Consider the following 19,914-nt stretch of genomic DNA (forward strand, 5'->3'; position numbering starts at 1 on the left):
CCCGGGAGCGAAGGCTAAGTCCTGGGAGTGAAAGTTAGTTCCTCAGAGTGAAAGCCAGCAGTTCCGGCGCCCTCCGCCTGAAGATCGCACCACCCCAGAGCACCCCGAGGTAGATATCGGCGATCCCGAGCACCACCCCGGCGATGAGAGCTGCGAAGTTCCAGCCGCCACCGAACAGAAGACCCAGTGCCGCCAGGCCCAGAGGCGGCACAGCGATCACGATCGCCGCGAAGAACGACAGGGACTGGATGAGGCCCGCCGCCGTGCCGCTGGCCTGGGGTTGCGCGAATGGACTATCACCGGGGCGAACGGCGGGATAGGGGAAGCGGGCGGAGATCACACTCGAGAGGCCGAGTCCGGCAAGGAGAAGGCAGAAGCTCACCCCGATGATGGATGGCAGCACCGCCCAGTCCCCGTAGAGCCAGGCACAGATCGGCGATCCGACGATCACGAGTGGGATTCCGAGGATAAGGGCAGGCACCAGCCTGCCGAAGCGATCCGCGCGTCCTGACGTGTTGGATGCCAGATGCAACCAGATCGCCGAATTGTCGTAGGCGATATCGTTGTGCGCCGACCACGACAGGAACAGGCACATGGCCGGCACCGGGATGAGCGCGAGGATGTTTCCGGGTACGCCGGCGACGGCCAGCGCGATCACGAAGATGAACGGTGCGATCGGGATAGCGACGAGCGAGGTGTGATACCTCGCGTCGCGCAGCCAGTAGGTGAGGCTTCTCGCCGCAACGGCTCCGGCGGGAGTGTGCGGCACGAACCGGAACCAGCCGAGGCCGGCGTAGCTCTTGCGTCGTCCTTCGCGCTGGGGCGTCACCAGCATCCGTCCGACGAGTGCCCGCCAGACCACCCAGAGCAGGAGCACGAACGCGATACCGATGAGTGCTTTGAGAACCGCGAGTCCTGGCGAACCGGCTGAAGCTTCGAAGGGGGCCGACCAGACGGCACCCAGCGGAGTCCAACCGAGGATCCCGCCGATGGACGCGAGAACCTTCAGGCCGTTCTTTCCCCAGTCCATGGTGGCGAGAACTGCTGCGAACGGTGAGAGGGACACGACCACGAGCAGCGCGATCAGTCCCGTGATTTCTCGCGACCGTCGGGTAGCCAACAGGAAAGCGGCAACGGATGTCGTGACTCGCGCACCGAGCACGCAGGTCGCCACGATCACCACCGCTCCGATCACCGCCAGCACCACAGCCAGCGGGTTTCTCGCCCAGGTGAACACCTGCGCCACCGCGATGATCGCAATGACCAGCGCCGGCACTCCGATCAGGGCGGTGATGGCCAGCGAGGTTGCGAGTTTCGTCGTGGAAAGACCGAAAAGGGAGAAGGCGCGCGGGTCGAGGGTGTCATCGACACCGAAGGCGAGCGGTACGAGCAGAAAGCCGAGAACGATCACCGCCCCGAGCGTCACTGTGATGCTCCCGGCCAGGCCGACCTCGATGAAACGCAATCCGACCAGGCCGATCACGGCGACCATTGCCGCACCGAGGCCGTAAATGAGACCGATGACGATCCCGACGACCTGAATGGGGCTGCGCCGGAACGTGTTCGCGAGCAGGCGGAGCTTCAGTCCGAGAAACTGTGCAACCACTCCATGCCCTCCGCGGTCTTGCGTCCGCCGGCGAGCTCGACGAACTTCTCTTCGAGGGAGCCGACACCACGGACGTCGTCCATGGTGCCTGACGCGAGAACGGAGCCGCTCACCACGATCGCGACGAAATCGCAGATGCGCTGGATGAGGTCCATGCTGTGGCTGGACAACACGACGGTGCCGCCGGCGGCCACATACTTCTGCAGGATCTCGGTGACGTTGGCTGCGGAGACCGGGTCCACAGATTCGAACGGCTCGTCAAGGATGAGCACCCGAGGCGAATGGATCATGGCGCAGGCGAGCGCGACCTTCTTCGTCATGCCCGCGGAGTAGTCCGCGACCAGACGATCGAGAGCGTCTTCGAGTCCGAAGGCCGCAGCGAGATCGGCGGAGCGCTGTTTGACGGTCTTCGCGTCGAGCCCCCTCAAGGTTCCCGCGTAGTAGAGGAGTTGGTTGCCGGTGAGCCGATCGAACAGCCGCAACCGGTCGGGCAGCACACCCATATTGCGCTTGGCCACGACCGGGTCGGTCCAGACATCCGCACCGTGCACCGTCACCGTCCCGGCGTCGGGACGCAACAGGCCCGTCGCAATCGAGAGAGTTGTCGTCTTGCCTGCGCCGTTGGGGCCGACGATCCCGAAGATCGAGCCGGCGGGAACGGAAAGGCTGATGTGGTCGACCGCTACGGTATCGCCGAAGCGTTTGACCAGGTCCTTGATCACCAGCACGGTCTCGCGCTCGGTGGGCGCGGCGGCCGGTGTCGTGCGTTCGATCGGTTTTCGCGCGGGGGTCTTGCGCGGGATCTTTGGCACGGCTGGGGTGGGGCGCGCCGTCGATGCAGGGGCCTCTACCTCGGGCCCGGGTACCGCAACCGGTTCGGGGGCGACGACCGGTTGGGTCGCGATCGCAACCTGTGGTTCGAGCACGACCTCGGCGGAAGGTTCGACGACCAGGTCGGGCAACGATGCGAATTCAGGAACGGCTTCGGCAGCCCCTGCCGACGCCGCACGGGTCGATCGAACTGTCGGTTTGCGAGCGGCAGGCCGGCGCCGCACGGCAGATTTTCCCGGCGTTGCCGATTTGCTGGGCACTGCCGATTTGCTGGGCGTTGCCGCTGATTTGGCAGCTGCAGATGTCGGCTTGCTCGCGGCCGTACCGGCCTTGCTCTGCCCGGCGGCGGCGCCGGTTCGAGGTGCCGGCCTGGACGCGGGAGGCTGCGCCTGCGGAGTTGCAGCGGCATCCGTCGTGGGCTTCGTACGCGCCGCTGGTTGTGTCCTGGCCGTCGATTTCGAGGCCGTCGCGGAGGTTGTAGCGGAAGCCGGAGCTGTGGCTCTCGGAGCGGGTTTGGCGGCTGTTCCGTCGGTGCTCGCTGGTGTCTTCCGGACCGGTGCCCTGCGGGCTGGTACTGGCTTCTCCTCGGGTTCTGAATCCACGCGTCAACCGTACCAATCCCTGTCGCCGGGCCTGTACAGAACCTTTACGTTCCATCACGAATTGAGAACATCAACAGGAATCTCCCTGTCCCGAAAAGGGGGCGCCGGGTAAGGTTGTGGAAGCACAACGATGTGTCCAGACAAGAGTCTGGGGATTAACAGACGATGAACCTTCGCGCCTCACAGCAATTGAGTGCCGAATATGATCCGAAAACGGTCATCGAACCCCAGTCCGTCCATAGTCAAACAGGGAGACCAATCGTGAGCACGCAGATCGTAATTCTTGCCGCTGGCATGGGTAGCCGACTTGGCCGCTCGCTGCCGAAGCCGCTGACAGAACTCAGCGACGGCCGCACGATCATGCAGCAGCAGTTCGACAACATCCATCACGCGTTTGGCAAAGACGCCAGGGTGACGATCGTCGTCGGCTACAAGCTCGAGCACATCATCGAGGCCTTCCCCAACGCTTCCTATGTTTATAACGAGCAGTACGACCAGACCAACACCTCCAAGAGCCTCATGCGCGCCCTGCGTGCGTCGAGCAACGGCGGCGTGCTCTGGATGAACGGTGACGTCGTCTTCGACCCAGAAGCTCTCGACCGCGCAGCCAAGATGGTTGCCCGCGACCAGTCCTTCGTCTCGGTCAACACCGCGAAGGTTTCGGATGAAGAGGTCAAGTACACCGTCGACGCCGAGGGCTTCATCAATGAACTTTCCAAGACCGTCAAGGGCGGTCTCGGTGAGGCTGTCGGCATCAACTACGTGGCACGCAACGATAAGGCGGCGCTGGTGCGCCAGCTGAACCGTGTCGGCGATCAGGACTATTTCGAGCGCGGCATTGAACTGGCAATCGAACAGGACAAGCTACGATTTGAGCCGGTAGACATCTCCGACCTCTACGCCGTGGAGATCGACTTCGCCGAAGACCTTGAGCGGGCAAACCTCTTCGTCTGAAGCGTCGCACCGGGGATGCTTGACGGTTAAGGACCCCATCGCGTGAGTGCAGCTATTCAGGTTCGTCCTGCGCGCTCGGCATTTGCCCAGTACCGCCACTCGCTCTGGCTTTTGACGACGCGTGACCTCAGGGTTCGGTACTCGACATCGTTCCTCGGCTACTTCTGGTCGATTCTCGACCCGCTGGTGATGGCCTCGATCTACTGGGTGGTCTTCACCCAAATTTTCCAGCGAGGCCATGTGGGCGAACAGCCCTACATTGTCTTCCTGTTGACGGCGCTGCTCCCGTGGACCTGGTTCAACGGTGCAGTTTCGGATGCCACGCGAGCCTTCAGCAAAGAAGCGAAGCTCATCCGGTCGACCAAGATCCCGCGCACCATCTGGGTTGCACGTCTCGTCTTGTCCAAAGGAATCGAGTTCGTGGTCAGCCTGCCGGTGATCATCTTCTTCGCGTTGATCTCCCTGGCGACTCCAGACCCCGCACAGATTCACCCGCAGGCCATCTTCATTCCGGTGGCCATCGTGATGCAGGCGATACTGACTCTTGGCGTTGGCCTGATCGTTGCTCCGCTCGTCGTGTTCTTCCGCGACCTTGAACGCGCGGTGAAACTGGCGCTGCGTTTTCTCTTCTATGCCTCCCCGATCGTTTACGGCCTCACCGACGTGCCCGGATGGTTGAGCCCCATACTCGCTTTCAATCCTCTCTCCGGCATCCTGTCGCTGTACCGAGCAGCTTTCTTTCCGAGTGAGCTCCAATGGCTCAATGTCGCTGTGAGCGCCGTCATGTGCGTCGTCATCCTCGGGATCGGCCTGCTCGTCTTCCAGCGCACCATCAAGACCGTGCTGAAGGAGATCTGATGGCCGACCAGAGCATCGTCGCGCCGGTCATCACCGTCACGGATGCCGGCATCCGTTTCAAGCGCAACCGCCGTTCGCATCGCAGCTTCAAAGACCTCTTCGCCGGTTCCCAGCGGCGCAGCAGGCCTGACGAGTTCTGGCCGCTGCGCCACGTCTCGTTCTCGGTTCAGCCTGGAGAAGCAATCGGCGTCGTCGGCCGGAATGGCCAGGGCAAGTCGACCCTCTTGAAACTCGTCGCCGAGGTGGTGTTCGCCGACGAAGGCCGAGTCGCCGTGAACGCCGGCGTTGCCCCCCTCATCGAGATCACCGGAGGTTTCGTCGATGACCTCACCGTGCGTGACAACGTCTACCTCACCGCGGGTCTTCACGGAATGAAGCGCTCGGAGATCGACGCGCGGTTCGACGAGATCATCGCCTTCTCCGAGATCGGCGACTTTCTCGATACCCCCTATAAGCACCTTTCGAGCGGAATGAAGGTGCGCATCGCCTTCGCCGTGATCTCCCGCCTCGAAGAGCCGGTCATCCTCGTCGACGAGGTGCTCGCTGTGGGCGACAAGGCCTTCCGGGAGAAGTGCTACCGACGCATCGAGGAGCTGTTGGCTGGCGGGCGTACATTGTTTTTTGTGTCACACAGTGAGAAAGACCTCAGACGTTTCTGCACCCGCGGCCTCTACCTCGATAAGGGTGCGCTCGTGCTCGATGCCCCGATCGATCAGGTGCTCGATCGGTACAACGCGCAGTACGGCGTGAAGTCATGACGCTGGTCCGTGGCAAGACTCCCATCCAGGTCGAGAAGGGCATCGAGAGGCTGCTGTCTGTGCAGCGGCCCGTAGTACTGGCAGAGGTGCGCAGCATCCGTCGCCGACATCCGGATGCAACGCCGGCCCAGGTCATCACGATCCTCGAGCGTCACTACCTCACTGCCGTCACCACGGGCGGAGCGGCTGTAGGTGCCAGCGCAGTCATTCCCGGGGTCGGGGTCGGGATCTCGCTGGCCCTCTCCGGAGTCGAGACGGCCGGATTCCTGGAAGCCAGCGCCCTCTTCGCGCAGTCGGTCACCGAGGTGCACGGGATCGCCGTCGAAGACCCGGAGCGTGCCAGGACCCTGGTGATGGCGATGATGCTGGGTACCGCAGGCTCGGACCTGGTGAAGCAGCTCGCTGGTCAGGCGGCCGGCGTCGGTCCCACCCGTGGGCGGTTCTGGGGCGAACTCGTCACCAAGAGTCTGCCGCAGGCCGCGATGGGGCAGATCGGGGACCGCGTGAAGCGTGCCTTCGTCAAGCGATTCGTGACGACGCAGGGTGCGAGCATCATCGGGCGTGCAATTCCGTTCGGCATCGGCGCCGTGATCGGCGGTACCGGCAACCATATGCTCGGTCGCAAGGTGGTGTCGAGCTCACGTGAAGCCTTCGGGCCAGCCCCGGAGGCTTTCCCCCTCGTACTCGAACCGGTCATCCATCCAGTGAAGGTGCGCACCGCCCGTGCGCGGATCAGCCTGCCGCGTTTCATCAGTAAGGTGCCTAAGGAATAGCCCGCTCCACCCCTCCACACCCGCTGATCCCCCGACCTCCTGACAGGTGAGGCCATTGCCGGAATTTCTCGGCCTGAATAGTCGGTCGCGCTCGCTACGTTTCGGGCATGACCGGCCCACGCTCCCCCTCATTCGATTCCGCCTACCCCGTGCCCTTCCATGTCGAGAGGGATGCCGGGCCGCGTAAATACCTGCTCACCAATCGCGGCAGCGAGACAGTCGACGGCGTAACGCTCAACCTGCTGGGCGCCGGTGTGATGCCCGCCAGCGCACCGTCGACCCTCCAGCCGGGTGAGACTCTCGAGGTGGTGATCTCAGGCCGCGACCTGGCGCGCAGCACCATTCTGGTGGTGCGCTGGTTTCGCCCGGGTGGGGAAGAGTATCTCTGGCGGGTGAGCTTCTAACGGTCCCGCGATTCGCGGGCACGCCGCTCGCGCACGAAGTCGGCGGCGGTGAAGACCTCTCGTCGCTCGGGCAACGAACTCGCCTCAATATTCGCGATCAGGTTCCCCGGATCAACCCCGAGCACGGATGCGATTCGCACTAGAGTATGAAAATTTGGGTTGCCAAGGCCACGTTCGATCTTGCCGTAATTCGAAACATTCATTCCTGCCAGATTGGCGATCTCTTCCTGGCTGAGAGCCAGCTTGTTTCGGCGATCCTGGAGGCGTTCGCCCAGTATCCGGGCGGCATCTGAGATCGGTTCTGACATCCCTCATTGCTACTTGCCCCATCGTCGAACGACCAGATGTCAGAGCAGTGAGGTATAAATGCCTCAGGGGTTAATGCTTTGTTTTGCGATCATGCAAGCCTCCTGTGGACGAACGGAAAACCCTCGCATGGCAAGATCCCTGCTCGAACAACTTCCCGGTATCGTCGCCGCAGGCAAGAGGCAGGCCCAGCAGATCCTCGAACAACTTGAGGGACCGAACAAGGTGTCCCTGCAGACGCGCGAATTGGTCATACCTGCACGCGACACCGCAGGTTTCGATTTGTACGGGGCGAACGACTCAGCCAGCATTCCGGATGCCCCCAACCGTCTCATCTATGGCGATAACCTGCTCGCAATGGCAGCGCTGCTCGCGGGCGATGAGCAGACGCCAAGCCTGCGTGGCCAGGTCGATCTCATCTATATAGACCCGCCGTTCGACTCCAAGGCGGATTATCGAACGAAGATCACGTTGCCAGGGGCAACCGTCGATCAACGTCCGACCGTTGCCGAACAATTCGCCTATTCCGACGCCTGGGCAAATGGCACCGCCTCCTATCTGGAGATGATCACTCCCCGACTCGTGCTTATGCGTGAGTTGCTCGCTGAGACCGGGTCGATCTATGTTCATCTCGATTGGCACGTCTCGCCTTACATACGCATAGTGCTTGACGATGTGTTTGGAGGATCGAACTTCGTCAATGAAGCAATCTGGACCTATTTCGGCTTCAAACGGTCCACCTCGTCCAATTTTCCACGCAAACACGACAACATTTTCATCTACAGGAAGGCGCCGAACCACTACTGGCGAACGCAGTATCGCCCTCACTCGCCTGACTATCTCAAGCGTTTCAAACGAGATGAAAGCGGCCGTCTCTATCGCGGGGATGTCAATCCCAGCGGTGGAGGTACCCGCAAGATCTACCTCGATGATGTCGCCGGCGACATCGTCCCCTCATATTGGGACGACATACCTCCAGTGAACCCAATGGCTAAAGAACGTCTCGACTACGGCACGCAAAAGCCCGAGCAGCTATTGGAGCGAATAATTAATGCCTCCGCGCCAGAAGGGGGTCTGGTGGCTGATTTCTTTGCTGGATCAGGCACTACCGCTGCAACGGCGGAACGCATTGGCCGTCGATGGATTACTACTGATCTCGGTAAGCCCGCGGTGATGATCACGCGAAAGCGACTCGTTGATCAGAATGCGAAGCCGTTCCTCTATCAGGCGATCGGTGACTATCAAGTCGAACAGGCGCGCAGCACCCTAGGACGTAAATTTAGGGTCGGCGAACTCGCGCAGACGGTGCTCGGCATCTACGGCGCTCTTCCCCTGCCACCCGAGGAGAACGTGAACGGTTCACTCGGGCGGCTGACAAACCAGAAGACTCTGATCTACGTCGACAGCCCATCGCGTCTGACTTCCACCTCGACGTTGCTGCGCGCACAGGGTTACCGCGATAGCAAGCTCGGCGGCTTCGACAAGGTGATCGTGCTCGGTTGGAACTTTTCGGCGAGCATCGGCCACGACCTCACCGCTTTGAACGACGAGAAACTCGATGTCCGAGTCATTCCACCAGACTTACTCGACCGCCTCAAGAAGCGCGGCAAAGAGAGCCTGGCTGGCAATATCCGATTCTCCACCTTGCAGTACCTCGAGGCACATATCGAATCTCGGCACCAAAATGCGGATGGCGAAGAACTGGAAATCGTGCTCGACAACTACGTGCTGCTTTCGCCGGATGCGATCAGCCTCACTGAAGAGGATCGACCAGCGGTGATTGAGGTGATGAATCGTGAGCCCCTCGCCCTCATCGAGTATTGGGCAATCGATCCCGATTATGACGGAGTGGTATTTCGTTCGACCTGGCAGGATTACCGCGGCAACACGGCCAACGACAGCGACGAACTCCGCACGGTAACTCGCGCGCATCTCACAACGGTTCGGCACGACGATGCGCGTCTCGTATGCGTTCGCGCAGTTGACGTATTCGGGTTCGAATCCGAAGTCGTGCTTGATCTTCCTGCGATGCAAGCATGAGCATCCTGCGCGATGTCTTCCCTCTCGCCGAGAATCTCGCTCTCCGTTACATCGAAGACGTTCCAGCCCTCCGCGCAGGAGCCCCTAACGCCCTGGCCGAAAAGGTCACGACCATCACTGCCGAACTGCTCAGATGGTGGTTCCAAGACGACTATTGCGACGTTCGACCGCTGAACTTCCATGACGGCCAGCGTGATGCCATCCTCTCGATCATCTATGCACACGAGGTGCTCGGCAGTACGAGCCTCCTTGACCTCTACCAGAAAGTCGCGCTTGAAGCGATGCTCGAAGGCGAATTGCTCGGCGAAGTCAGCAATGTTCGCAACGCACACCCGAAATATGCCGCCAAAATGGCTACGGGAACCGGCAAAACCTGGGTACTCAACGCCCTGCTCGTCTGGCAGTACCTCAATCACATCGCGAACACCGACGATGGGCGCTTCACCAGTAACTTCCTCGTCGTCGCCCCAGGACTCATCGTCTACGACCGGCTGCTCGACTCTTTCCAGGGCAAGCGCCGAGGAGGCGAGCAACGCGACTTCCAGACGAGCGACATTTATTCGCAACGCGAGCTCTTCATCCCTGACACTTACCGTCAACAGGTTTTCGGATTCCTGCAGTCGTCGATCGTCACCAAGAGCGATATCGGCAATAAGGTAACCGGCTCCGGCATAGTCGCCATCACCAACTGGCATCTGCTCGCCGGGGTCGAAGACCCGCTGTTTGTTGACGAGGACGATACCGAAGCTCCTGGTCAAGAAATCGACGCCGCAGCCGCTGCATCGAGCTTCGTCCCCCTCACTCCTGGAACCTCGACCGGCAATTCGCTTGATGTACTCGATCGCCGCTTTCGACGAGGTGAGGCGCTTCAGTGGCTTGTCGATCTACCGCATCTGCTGGTTTTCAATGACGAAGCGCACCACATCCACAGTCTCAAAAAGGGGCAGGAGAGCTCTGAGGTCGAATGGCAGAAGAGCCTGAGCGAGATCGCGCTGACCAAGGGTCGACGTTTCGTGCAGATCGACTTCTCGGCCACGCCCTACAACGAAAGCGGCTCAGGCAAGAATCGGGGAAAGAAATTCTTCCCGCACATCGTTGTCGATTTCGATCTCAAAGAGGCCATGAGCAAAGGGCTCGTCAAGGCCCTCGCGCTGGACAAACGAAAAGAGATAGCCGCATTAGCGAACGATGATCTGGACTTCCGCGCCGAGCGCGATGACAGGGGGCAGGTTACCGGGCTTTCTGAAGGTCAGCGCATCATGATACGGGCAGGCCTTACCAAGCTGAAGATGCTCGAGGAGCAGTTCGAAAAACAGGATGGTGATAAGCATCCAAAACTGCTCATCATCACTGAAAACACCAACGTCTCGCCTCATGTCGAGGACTTTCTGCGTAGCACCGGATTATCCGATGAGGACTTTCTAAGAGTCGATTCTGGCAAGAAAGCCTTGCTTGGCCCGAAGGAATGGGAACCCGTTCGCGACAAGCTCTTCGACATTGACCACCACAAGAGGCCCAAAGTCATCGTGAGCGTGTTGATGCTCCGTGAAGGCTTCGACGTCAACAACATTTGCGTGATTGTTCCGTTGCGATCATCGCAATCGGGCATTCTGCTCGAGCAGACTATTGGCCGCGGCCTGCGTCTCATGTGGCGTGGCGACGAAGCAATCGATGAGCTCAAGCGCGAAACACGCGACCGTATCCGAAACCGGCTGGAACCAACCAACGACTTCGACGTGCTCTTCATCGTCGAGCACCCGGCATTCGCGGATTTTTACGAGCAGGAACTCGGCGATGGACTCGTCGGAGGTGTCGGCGATGACGACAATCGCAGATCGACCGGCGACGTTGAGCGCGTCGAACTACGTGATGGTTATCAGGCCTACGATTTTGAGATACCATTCATCATTCGAGAAGCAGATGATGGTCTCGCGACCCCGCGAATCGATCCGCGGAAACTGCCACCGAGCAAGTTCCCTCTTGTCGATCTACTTCGCCAAATAGGTACTGGTGACAGGTTTGCCTCCCACGACGCTCAGACCGGGACACAGTACGGTGACTACCGGGTGGATGGCGGGGTGATGACGGCGACCGGTTACAACGACTATCTGTCGCGTCTCACCACGCGCATCAGCAAATCGATTAGTGGAAGCTTCACCCGCTCCACGCCAAAGTACAACCAGTTGACTGCCTATCCTGTGCTGCAGGTGCACAAGCCGCTCCTGTTGGGCTGGGTCGACAGTTACATCCGCACCAGACTTTTCGGCATGCCCTTCAGCCCGCTCGAAGGTGAAAATTGGCGCGTGCTGCTTCTCGAAGGTGTCTCGGAGGAGATTGCCGGCGTCTTTGCGCCTGCCCTCGTCGCGACACTCGACAGCGAACAGACCTCTGCGGCCGAAGTGCTTTATCGCTCGCTGTCGGAGGTCGACTGGTTGTCGGTGCGAACGAGTTCAGCTGTCGAGGTGAAGAAATGCATTTACCCAAAACTGCCGATCCCGTCGCACGGTGGTGGCCTCGAACGCCTCTTCATCGAATGGGCGGACAGCGATAGTCATGTCGAGGCGCTCGTCAAGATCCACGAGTACAAGCACGACTTTCTGCGGCGCCCTTACCTGAAGGCCGACGGGATGCCCGCCCAATACTCGCCTGACTTTCTCGTGCGAACGGAGTTCGAGATCTATGTTGTCGAGACGAAAGCAGTGTCGGCACTCAGCGATGAGAACGTCAAACGCAAGCAACGAGCGGCCCTCGCCTGGTGCGAACAACTCAATCTGCTGGATCCCGAATTTCGAGATGGACGCGAATGGCACTACGTGCTTCTCGGCGAGAGCATCGTTAGGGAATGGCACGCGAAGGGCGAACGTGCGTCAGCCCTACTCAACTACGCGCGCATCCGTCCGAAAAACGCCCTCCAGCAGGACATGCTGATTTAGGCAGCCGAGAGTTGTCGGGAGCAGGGCTTTGGAACGAATCACCCTCCAAGAGTTGGGCAACGATGATTCTTCGACGGGGTCGCAAATGGTGGCTCGCATCGTAAACGCAGCTGAAAGTCTGGTCAGTCGCCGTCCGAATCCAAGTCGGAGTCGAATGGATCGGGCTGACGGATCCTCTTGTCGCCGATGTGCACAGCGGCATGAACTTCCCACTTAACGACAAGTGATTCGACGGCCTCGTGGAAACGTCGGGTGGCGGCACCGGGGGTCGTGTCGCCGAAGTGGCGCTCCACCTAGAGCTGGAGGCGTTCCTGGGCTCCCCTGCTGTGCTGCACGCGATCGACGAGGGGGATGGTGTCGGATGCTTCCGCCGCGGTGAGCCACTTCGCGGCACCAAGGTATCCGCTGTCGTCGATCTCGGCAGCCAGGGCGATCGGGCGGGCGACGATGAGCGGCTTACCCGTTGCGAGCCTGTCGTAGACCATGGCGGAGATGTCGGCGATCGCGACATCCGCAGCCGCCAGTTGCCAACCGAGAGTCGGACCGTCATCGAAGACGTGTTGTGCTCGTGGGTCTTGTGTGTTGGCCTCGGCTATGTCTGCGGTCGGCGACGGAGCTCAGACAGACCACGGGGACCGGCGACTCCTCGAGAAGAGTCAGGGCAGACCCGGGCGACCGCGAGATGATCGCCACCTGATGTGTTTTCGACAGCTCGGCCAGCGGCGCATACCACTGGCGGATCTGATAGAGGTTGACTCGAGAATCGGCGAAGTACACGGCGATCTGGACGCTGCCCGCCGGCTGTTCCCAGACGCTGGCGCCGAGACTGGCGAGCTGTGCCCGGTTGCGGCGGGAGCGGAAGAGGTTGAGTACAACGCGCTGAGCGGTCTTGATGTCCTTGAGAAGCGGCACCGTCTAATTAAAGCAGTGCGCATCTATGCAAAGGCTGCCAAAGCGGGACTGTTACCCACCCGATGCTCGCCGAAGGGGCCAGATCGCCGACTGCTAGGCTCCAGACGTGCCCGGGTTCAACTTTGCGAACGGGAACGCGAAGAAGCTTCTCTCCCTTCCCCTCTACGCGCTCGGGGCCCTCGCGAGCCTCGTGGTTCCGCGCACGGACCGCCAATGGGTGTTCGGCTGCGGGTCCGGTGTCGGTGAGGGTTCGCTCGAGCTCTTCCGCTTCGCCCGTGCTGCCAACCCACTGCTCGGCCTCACCTGGTTGGCCCTCGACACGGAGGAACTGGCGGATGCCGCGGCCCTCGGAATTCCGGCGGTGCTGAAGTCGAGCAGGCGCGGGTTGTGGCTCACGTTGCGCGCCCGAGTGATCGTAGTGACCCACGGATTCGGGGACGCCAACCGCTACGGCACCCGCGGGGCTTTCGTCGTGCAGCTGTGGCACGGCATTCCTCTCAAACTCATCCAGCTCGACTCACCGGTGACGACCAGCAGCGGGATCTTCTCCCGAATCAGCCGGCTGCGGGGCATTCTCCGCAGGGCATACCAGCGCGGCTATCGGGGCATCAGCCTGATGCCTGCAGCATCGGAACTTGTTGCAAGCCGCCTGCAAACGGCGTTCGGACTGGAATCGGGGCGCATCGCCGTGACAGGCGATCCGCGCGACGATGTGCTTTCGCGCGGCACGGCCGATGATCGCTCGGCGATCGCACGGGCGCAACTATTCGCAGGGCTTGGTCTCGACCGCGATTCACGAGCCCGAACGCTGCTCTACTCCCCCACCTGGCGTGACGGGGCCGCGGATCCCGGGGCTCCGACTGCTGAGGAATGGACGCGAATCGGCGAATATCTGGAGGCGAGCGGCTCGCTGCTGGTCGTGCGCCCGCATCCGCACGGCGTCGGCGACTATGCGGCGGGTTTCGGGGTCTCCGACCGGATCGTGCTGCTCTCCTCGAGCGCGCAGCCGGATGTTACGCCGATCCTGCCGGCCGTGGACTTGCTGATCACCGACTACTCCTCCATCGCCTTCGACTTCTCGCTGACCGGCGGACCCATCCTGTTCCTCGCGCCGGACGAGGACTCCTACACCGCATCCCGTGGCCTGTACGAGCCCTATCGCGAGTTCAGCGGCGGCACGGAGGTGCGGTCGTGGACGGCGATCCTGGCGCAGCTCGCACGGTACGACAGCGATCAACAGTGGGCGGCACAGCTCGAGGCGCACAGTCGGCTAGTTAGCGAACGGCACTTCGCGTATCGCGATGGTCGGAATACTGAGAGAGTGTATGGCGAGATACTCGACCGGCTGAAAGCGCAGGAATGACACCCACTCCCCCCACCTCGGTCGACTCCGGCCGCCTGGTCGTCGACACCGTTGTCGTGATCCCCGGGGACGACCCGAGCCTGCGTTTCGAGGGATCGACGGATGCCGGCACCCCCCCTTCCGCAACCCTTCGCGGTTCACGGCAGACCCTCACCGCCGAACTCACGATCGCCGACGGCCGCTGGCAGGCCGTCTTTCCTCTTCTCGCCTCAACCTGGGGCGGCCCGCCGCTGCCCCCGCGCTCCGGACGCTACGCTCTCGTGGCAGACACCCTGCGCGTGACCGTCGCCGCCGATCTCCCCAGCCAGCAGTACCTTCCCGGTGTCACCCGCGTCGCTTTCACCAGCGACGGCCAGGCTCTCGACGTCACTTTCTCGGCCCCGCTCAGCGATCGCGAGCGCGGGCGGCTCCAGCAGGCCTCGCTCGAAGCGGACTATCGCGCAGCACGCTATGAGCCACTCGACGCGGTCTTCTTCGAGAGCTTCTTCGGTCGGAACGTCTCCGACAACCCGCGAGCGATCGATCGCGCACTCGCTGAGCTGCGACCGGACATCGCCCGCTACTGGAGCGTCGCCGATGCCTCCGTCGCAGTGCCGGAGGGTGCCGTCGCGCTGATCGAGGGCAGCGCGGAGTGGTGGCGCATCCGCGGCTCTGCGCGTTTACTCGTGGTGAACGACTGGCTGCGCAAACGGCTGCGCAAACGCCGATACCAGACGGTGTTGCAGACCTGGCATGGCACCATGCTCAAGAAACTCGCCCTAAGCCGGGTGCGTCAGGGTCTTCGCCCTGCGGTCGCGACGCTGCGCGAACGGGCGAGGTGGGACATCCTGCTGGCCCAGAATCCCTACAGCAGGAAGGTGTTCCGTAAGGCCTACGCCTACCTCGGCCCGGTGTGGGAAGAGGGTTACCCACGCGACGACGTGCTGATGAACGGGGATGCCGCCACCGTTCGCGCGCGCCTCGGAATCGCGGATGACGCGAGCGTTCTGCTCTATGCACCGACCTGGCGAGACGACAGGCCCGACCACGTCGATCACCTCGACGTATCGCGTTTCGCCGAAGCCCTTGGCGACGACTACGTCACCCTCGTGCGCGGTCACTCGCGCACGCTGCTTCCTGGCGAAAATCTCTACGCGAAGAACGTGCTCGATGTCACCGGATACCCGGATGTCTCGGAGCTGTTCCTCGTCGCCGACGCCCTCATCACCGACTACTCGTCGGTCATGTTCGATTTCACCGTCACCGGCAAGCCGCTGTTCTTTTTCACTCCGGATCTCGACCACTATCGGGAGAAGCTGCGCGGATTCTACTTCGACCTGATTCCGGTGGCGCCGGGACCCGTCGTCTCGACGCTCGAGAACCTCGTCGAACTCGTCACCGCCCGCACCGAGATCCAACCACGCTACGCCGAGAAGTACCGGGCCTGGCGTGCGCGGTTCAACCCACGCGACGATGGCCAAGCGGCGGAACGGGTCGTGCGTCGGCTGTTGCGCGAGGGAAAGATCGGCTAGATACCGGTACGAGAGGTGTCGACGGTGTTGCGGGCTCCGCGGATGAGGCCGATGACGAACCCGACGCCCCAGCTCAGGTGCATGGTGGGCAGCACGAGGAAGAACCGCCAACGGTCGCTCCACCCGGGGCCGCCAGCGCGCGAGAAGGCGAGCAGGAGCAGCAGCACGATGTAGGCGAGCGGGCCGAGATAGATCAGTGACAGCACCAGGCTCGGCCATCCGCTGATCACGCCGGTCAGCTGCAGCACAAGCAGCACGAGGCTGAGCAACACCACGACGACCAGCACGGGAGGCGCGAAGAATCGCCAGGGGTTGCGCCCCGCGTAGCGCCGAACGAGTTCACCCCGCCAGATACCTGTCGCGCAGAACTGTCGCACCAGTTTCGTCCAGCTCTCGCGCGGCCAATAGGTCACTTCGAGCGACGGGTCGAACCACACCGAGTGGCCCGCGGCACGAATGCGCAGGTTGAGTTCCCAGTCCTCGCCGCGTCGAACCGATTCGTCGAACAGGTTCACTTCGTCGAGCACTTCGCGGCGGATGACCCCGAGATAGGCCGACTCCGCAGGGCCCTCCTCCGCACCACCGTGATAGCTGCCGCCGCCGAGTCCGAAGCGGCTGTTGTAGGCCCTGGCGACCGCGGACTGGAACGGCGTCTTGCCCCGCGCCTTCATGACGCCGCCGACATTGCCAGCTCCGGTGCGCTTCAGCGTGTCGATCGCGCGTCGCGTGTAACTGGGATCGAGTTCCGAGTGGGCATCGACGCGAACAATAATCGGGTACCTACTGGCGTTGATCGCGAGATTCAGGGCGACCGGGATGTCTGTGTCCGGGTTCGGCACCGAGACGATGCGACTGTCTTCCGCGGCCAGCCGGTGCACGAGTTCTGTGGTGCCGTCCGAGGACGGCCCGAGTGCAAGAATCAGCTCCTTCTCGCCCTCATAGTCCTGGGCCAGTACCGTACGAATCGCGTCCTCAATGTAGGCGACTTCGTTGAGCACCGGTATGACATAGGAGACGCCTGGCAGGGCTGGCACCTCGGTCGTCATAGCATCCAATGGTCAGGTCGGCAGGTCGGTTGAGCCTACCAGCCGACACGAAACAGGCACGGATGCCCTGCGAGAGCAGGGCATCCGTGCCTGTTGTCGTGCTTGGAGTGTGCCGCTTACTTCAGTGCGCCGAGGGTGACCGATACCGTCGTGGACTTGCCACCACGTACGTACGTCAGGTCGGTCTTGGATCCGGCGGCGAGGTATCGCACCTGCGCCGTGAGGTCGGTCGCTCCGGTAATGCGGATGCCGTTGAAGTTGGTGACCACGTCACCGGACTTCAGCCCAGCGTTAGCCGCAGCCCCGTTGCCGGTGACGTCTTTGAGCGAAGCGCCGACGACGGCGCTCGAGTCGGTGGCCGCGACATCCGAGACGCTGGCTCCGAGCAGACCGTGGCTGGCCTTGCCGTCCTTGATCAACTCGTTGGCGATCCGCTGAGCCAGGTTGGCCGGGATGGCGAAGCCGACGCCGATGTTGCCCGACTGGGTGCTGGCATTCGAGGAGCTGCCCGTTCCCGCGATGGCCACGTTGATGCCGATCACTTCGGCGTTGGAGTTGAGCAGAGCGCCACCGGAATTACCAGGGTTGATCGCGGCATCCGTCTGGACGACGGGAAGCGAGATGGTGGCCTGGGAAGCGGACTGCGGCTGCTGTGAGCTGCCACCGCCGTTGTCGAAGCGGAAGTCGAACGGGCTGGTCTGGCCCGGTGTCGAGTCCTGGTTGGAGCTGGAGTTCGGCACGGCGGAGGAGGCGATCGAGATGCTGCGGTTGAGCGAACTGACAATGCCGTCGGTGACCGTGTTGGAGAGGCCGAGGGGTGCGCCGATCGCGATCGCAGTCTCACCCACGTTGAGCTTGCTCGAATCGCCGAAGGTCGCCGGCGTGAGGTCGGTTGCGTCCTTGAGTTTGATCACGGCGAGGTCGGCGATCGGGTCGGTTCCGACGACGGTCGCGGAGTAGAGGTGTCCGTCGGCCGTGGTGACCTGGATGGTCGGGTTGGAGATCTGGCCGTCGAGCGTCACGACGTGTGTGTTCGTGAGTACGTATCCGTCTTTGCTCAGGATGACTCCCGATCCGGTTCCGGCCGCGCTCTTGCTCGAGGTGGAGATGGTGACGACCGACGGCTCGGCTTTCGCCGCGACAGCGGTGACGACGTTGACGCTCGCTGTGTCGTTGACGGTGATGTTCTGGGCTGTCGCGGAGGACGGTGAGGTTGCGCTCGGCTGGTTGGCTGAGACGGCCCATGCAGCGACTCCGGCACCTGAGACGCCTCCGACGAGTGCTCCGACGGCGAGGGCGGCGATCAGGCCGACCTTGGCTGAACGCTGTTTCGTGGTGGCAGGTGCGGCGGTATCGGGAGCTGCTGCCCACGTGTAGTCAGTGCCCTGTCCGGCAGGTGCTGGCTGCTCTGCTGTGAGGGGCTGGCCGAATGCGTCGGTGGGCGTAGCATCAGCGGTGGTCGCTACTGTGGGTGTCGCATCTGCGCTCGTCGGGGCGGATGTGTTGAACCGTGCCTCGGTCTCGGCAGGTGTTTCAGGGTTGTCTGATCCAGAAATTGGTTCCTGGGGTGCGTCGGTCATGGGGGCTGCTCCTTCCAAGCGTTGCTAGCTTCCACCGCCAACCTGAGCGTTGTATATGGACGCACTGTGAGCGTGCCGCAGTCTTCCTATGGTTTCATATAGCAGGTCAGCAACCGGGTCCTGAAGGGTTCGCGGCGCAGTCTTTGTCGACGAGAACGGTCTTCGCATCGCCCGCCGTGGCGACGAGACGGTTCGCCGGCACCCCTATTGTTCCGGCGATCGGCGTCCAGCCGCCAACCCCGAAACGATAGTCGGCTCGAAAGTCGATGGTGAGGTTGATCGTGTAGGTTCCGGGCGCGCGGTAGATGTGACTTGTGGGCGTAGCGTCGAATTCCTGGATGCCCTGTGACGACCAGGCTGCGCCTTTGGCTGCGGATGTGGCTGATGCTCCGTCACCGTAGCTCCAGTGGTAGCGGAGCGGTGAGAATCGCACGGATGCTGGCTGGCCGAGCAACTGGCCGTCCTGCATCTGGGCACCCGCTTCCGCGTAGAAGTTCGTATCGAGGCCGACCACCATCCACCCGTTCGGCTCCATGTGATCGATACCGGCCACGGGACGGAAATTGATGAGGTCGCGCAGCGTCACGGCGGCGACCGGGTTGGTGGGGTCCACGGGATTGGTGGTGTCGTGCCCGTCACGTGGACCCTGGCATTTCACGCCGACCATCGGGCAGGGGATCTCGACCTCTTCGACCGGGGCGGTGCCCTGCCCACGACCCGGGATGACGACGGTTCCGGGTTTGCCGGGGATGGTGACGACGGCTCCCAGATCCACACCGCCGTCGAGGACTTCGCCGGTGGCGCAGCCTGTGGTTTGAGATTCGTATCCTCCGCAGGAACCCCCTGCACGCACTAACGTCGGTGAAGCTACGACCAATCCAGTCGCAGTGAGGGCGACCATGACGACATGAATAATTTTTAGCATTTGCCGCCCGCCCAAGTCTCTTTGTGTGAAACGAATAGTTGTCCGCTCAGCGCGGGTACAGAATCGAACCCAATTTCGTATGCCACTCGGTTCGGCCGATCCGAACTTACGATTGAAACTCCAGCGGAGTTTAGGACGTCGACTTTTGACACGTCTTCACACAAATAGATGACGATAACCGCACGCCCGTCCGTGCTGCTGTCCTTAAACTGCTGCAGGGTAGAGCCTTCAAATGTGGTGCCCCCAGTGCTGTGAACTTTTTTGTCCGAAGCAGTTTCATAACCTGTGAGGTCTGCCTTCAGCTGTTCCCCTGTCGCGACAGCCTTCAGGCGCTCGGGATTGACCCCACCATCCATGAACACCTGATCCGACACCTTCACGTAGGCGGCATACGCCTTCGTCGCTGCCGCGAGTGCCTCGTCCTCCGTGGCGAAGATCGGGGTAGAACTCGGCTGGGGCTTGGGGGTCGCGGCGGGTTCCGTGGGGACGCATCCGGAGAGTAGGAGGGTCGC

The 19,914-nt window shown here is 62.0% G+C and carries 19 protein-coding genes; 9 read left to right on the forward strand and 10 right to left on the reverse strand.

What is annotated here, in order from left to right; genetic code table 11:
- Positions 1-34 precede the first annotated feature (34 nt).
- Genes ABIB56_RS08795 through ABIB56_RS08805 form a run of 3 tightly spaced genes read right to left on the reverse strand, consistent with a single transcriptional unit; the run spans position 35 to position 3,046 of the window.
- Positions 35-1,606 (reverse strand): hypothetical protein, encoded by a 1,572-nt coding sequence (locus ABIB56_RS08795; RefSeq protein ID WP_354568808.1) that lies wholly within the window; start codon positions 1,604-1,606, stop codon positions 35-37.
- Entirely contained in the window at positions 1,582-2,559 is a 978-nt protein-coding gene (locus tag ABIB56_RS08800; RefSeq protein ID WP_502917585.1) for an ATP-binding cassette domain-containing protein, read from the reverse strand. Before ABIB56_RS08800 ends, ABIB56_RS08795 begins: the two co-directional genes overlap by 25 nt.
- A gap of 19 nt (positions 2,560-2,578) precedes the next feature.
- Positions 2,579-3,046, reverse strand: coding sequence for a hypothetical protein (locus ABIB56_RS08805; protein ID WP_354568810.1), 468 nt, complete (start codon positions 3,044-3,046; stop codon positions 2,579-2,581).
- Between the two features lie 254 nt (positions 3,047-3,300).
- Here ABIB56_RS08805 and ABIB56_RS08810 point away from each other — a divergent pair, with 254 nt between their 5' ends.
- From ABIB56_RS08810 to ABIB56_RS08830, 5 genes are all read left to right on the forward strand, one after another.
- A complete protein-coding gene (locus tag ABIB56_RS08810; protein ID WP_354568812.1) occupies positions 3,301-3,993 on the forward strand; it encodes a phosphocholine cytidylyltransferase family protein in 693 nt (230 codons plus the stop codon).
- Positions 3,994-4,035: 42 nt separating this feature from the next.
- A complete protein-coding gene (locus ABIB56_RS08815) occupies positions 4,036-4,851 on the forward strand; it encodes an ABC transporter permease (protein ID WP_354568813.1) in 816 nt (271 codons plus the stop codon).
- Positions 4,851-5,609: an ABC transporter ATP-binding protein gene (locus ABIB56_RS08820; protein WP_354568815.1), complete on the forward strand. Its 759-nt coding sequence runs from the start codon at positions 4,851-4,853 to the stop codon at positions 5,607-5,609. The genes ABIB56_RS08815 and ABIB56_RS08820 overlap by 1 nt, the downstream gene beginning before the upstream one ends.
- Positions 5,606-6,382 (forward strand): hypothetical protein, encoded by a 777-nt coding sequence (locus tag ABIB56_RS08825; protein WP_354568816.1) that lies wholly within the window; start codon positions 5,606-5,608, stop codon positions 6,380-6,382. Before ABIB56_RS08820 ends, ABIB56_RS08825 begins: the two co-directional genes overlap by 4 nt.
- Positions 6,383-6,489: 107 nt before the next feature.
- Positions 6,490-6,786: a hypothetical protein gene (locus tag ABIB56_RS08830; RefSeq protein WP_354568818.1), complete on the forward strand. Its 297-nt coding sequence runs from the start codon at positions 6,490-6,492 to the stop codon at positions 6,784-6,786.
- On the opposite strand, the gene ABIB56_RS08835 is transcribed toward ABIB56_RS08830, so the two are convergent.
- Complete coding sequence (locus ABIB56_RS08835) at positions 6,783-7,094, reverse strand: helix-turn-helix domain-containing protein (protein WP_354568820.1); 312 nt, start codon at positions 7,092-7,094, stop codon at positions 6,783-6,785. The genes ABIB56_RS08830 and ABIB56_RS08835 overlap by 4 nt on opposite strands.
- Positions 7,095-7,221: 127 nt before the next feature.
- On the opposite strand from ABIB56_RS08835, the gene ABIB56_RS08840 reads away from it, so the two are divergent.
- Entirely contained in the window at positions 7,222-9,132 is a 1,911-nt protein-coding gene (locus ABIB56_RS08840; RefSeq protein ID WP_354568822.1) for a site-specific DNA-methyltransferase, read from the forward strand.
- Positions 9,129-12,065, forward strand: a complete 2,937-nt coding sequence (locus ABIB56_RS08845) for a DEAD/DEAH box helicase family protein (RefSeq protein WP_354568824.1) — start codon at positions 9,129-9,131, stop codon at positions 12,063-12,065. Before ABIB56_RS08840 ends, ABIB56_RS08845 begins: the two co-directional genes overlap by 4 nt.
- Before the next feature lie 293 nt (positions 12,066-12,358).
- Here the strand turns inward: ABIB56_RS08845 and ABIB56_RS08850 are convergent, their stop codons facing one another.
- Both ABIB56_RS08850 and ABIB56_RS08855 read right to left on the reverse strand, forming a co-directional pair.
- Positions 12,359-12,550 carry a hypothetical protein gene (locus ABIB56_RS08850; RefSeq protein WP_354568825.1) on the reverse strand — a complete coding sequence of 64 codons (192 nt, stop codon included), beginning with the start codon at positions 12,548-12,550 and terminating at the stop codon, positions 12,359-12,361.
- A 61-nt stretch (positions 12,551-12,611) separates the two neighbouring features.
- The gene (locus ABIB56_RS08855) at positions 12,612-12,977 is read right to left on the reverse strand and encodes a hypothetical protein (protein ID WP_354568827.1); all 366 of its coding nucleotides are present in this window, start codon (positions 12,975-12,977) and stop codon (positions 12,612-12,614) included.
- Between the two features lie 106 nt (positions 12,978-13,083).
- Here ABIB56_RS08855 and ABIB56_RS08860 point away from each other — a divergent pair, with 106 nt between their 5' ends.
- Together ABIB56_RS08860 and ABIB56_RS08865 are read left to right on the forward strand one after the other, a co-directional pair.
- Positions 13,084-14,340 carry a CDP-glycerol glycerophosphotransferase family protein gene (locus tag ABIB56_RS08860; protein WP_354568828.1) on the forward strand — a complete coding sequence of 419 codons (1,257 nt, stop codon included), beginning with the start codon at positions 13,084-13,086 and terminating at the stop codon, positions 14,338-14,340.
- A complete protein-coding gene (locus tag ABIB56_RS08865; protein WP_354568830.1) occupies positions 14,337-15,851 on the forward strand; it encodes a CDP-glycerol glycerophosphotransferase family protein in 1,515 nt (504 codons plus the stop codon). The genes ABIB56_RS08860 and ABIB56_RS08865 overlap by 4 nt, the downstream gene beginning before the upstream one ends.
- Here ABIB56_RS08865 and ABIB56_RS08870 read toward each other — a convergent pair.
- The 4 genes from ABIB56_RS08870 to ABIB56_RS08885 all read right to left on the reverse strand — a co-directional run bounded on the left by ABIB56_RS08870 (position 15,848) and on the right by ABIB56_RS08885 (position 19,782).
- Positions 15,848-16,897 (reverse strand): glycosyltransferase family 2 protein, encoded by a 1,050-nt coding sequence (locus ABIB56_RS08870; protein WP_354568832.1) that lies wholly within the window; start codon positions 16,895-16,897, stop codon positions 15,848-15,850. The two genes, ABIB56_RS08865 and ABIB56_RS08870, sit on opposite strands and share 4 nt — an antisense overlap.
- A gap of 116 nt (positions 16,898-17,013) precedes the next feature.
- Positions 17,014-18,477 carry a S1C family serine protease gene (locus tag ABIB56_RS08875; RefSeq protein WP_354568833.1) on the reverse strand — a complete coding sequence of 488 codons (1,464 nt, stop codon included), beginning with the start codon at positions 18,475-18,477 and terminating at the stop codon, positions 17,014-17,016.
- A gap of 106 nt (positions 18,478-18,583) precedes the next feature.
- A complete protein-coding gene (locus ABIB56_RS08880) occupies positions 18,584-19,252 on the reverse strand; it encodes a PKD domain-containing protein (RefSeq protein WP_354568834.1) in 669 nt (222 codons plus the stop codon).
- Positions 19,253-19,395: 143 nt separating this feature from the next.
- Positions 19,396-19,782 carry a hypothetical protein gene (locus ABIB56_RS08885; RefSeq protein ID WP_354568835.1) on the reverse strand — a complete coding sequence of 129 codons (387 nt, stop codon included), beginning with the start codon at positions 19,780-19,782 and terminating at the stop codon, positions 19,396-19,398.
- Positions 19,783-19,914: the final 132 nt, after the last annotated feature.

Source organism: Glaciihabitans sp. UYNi722, assembly GCF_040549465.1.
Classification (GTDB): Bacteria; Actinomycetota; Actinomycetes; order Actinomycetales; family Microbacteriaceae; genus Lacisediminihabitans.

Bases quoted from the DNA above. Each gene is read 5' to 3' on its own strand.
- ABIB56_RS08820 (WP_354568815.1), top strand. From the start codon at position 4,851: ATGGCCGACCAGAGCATCGTCGCGCCGGTCATCACCGTCACGGATGCC.
- ABIB56_RS08825 (WP_354568816.1), top strand. From the start codon at position 5,606: ATGACGCTGGTCCGTGGCAAGACTCCCATCCAGGTCGAGAAGGGCATC.
- ABIB56_RS08830 (WP_354568818.1), top strand. From the start codon at position 6,490: ATGACCGGCCCACGCTCCCCCTCATTCGATTCCGCCTACCCCGTGCCC.
- ABIB56_RS08835 (WP_354568820.1), bottom strand. From the start codon at position 7,094: ATGTCAGAACCGATCTCAGATGCCGCCCGGATACTGGGCGAACGCCTC.
- ABIB56_RS08840 (WP_354568822.1), top strand. From the start codon at position 7,222: ATGGCAAGATCCCTGCTCGAACAACTTCCCGGTATCGTCGCCGCAGGC.
- ABIB56_RS08845 (WP_354568824.1), top strand. From the start codon at position 9,129: ATGAGCATCCTGCGCGATGTCTTCCCTCTCGCCGAGAATCTCGCTCTC.
- ABIB56_RS08850 (WP_354568825.1), bottom strand. From the start codon at position 12,550: ATGGTCTACGACAGGCTCGCAACGGGTAAGCCGCTCATCGTCGCCCGC.
- ABIB56_RS08865 (WP_354568830.1), top strand. From the start codon at position 14,337: ATGACACCCACTCCCCCCACCTCGGTCGACTCCGGCCGCCTGGTCGTC.
- ABIB56_RS08870 (WP_354568832.1), bottom strand. From the start codon at position 16,897: ATGACGACCGAGGTGCCAGCCCTGCCAGGCGTCTCCTATGTCATACCG.
- ABIB56_RS08875 (WP_354568833.1), bottom strand. From the start codon at position 18,477: ATGACCGACGCACCCCAGGAACCAATTTCTGGATCAGACAACCCTGAA.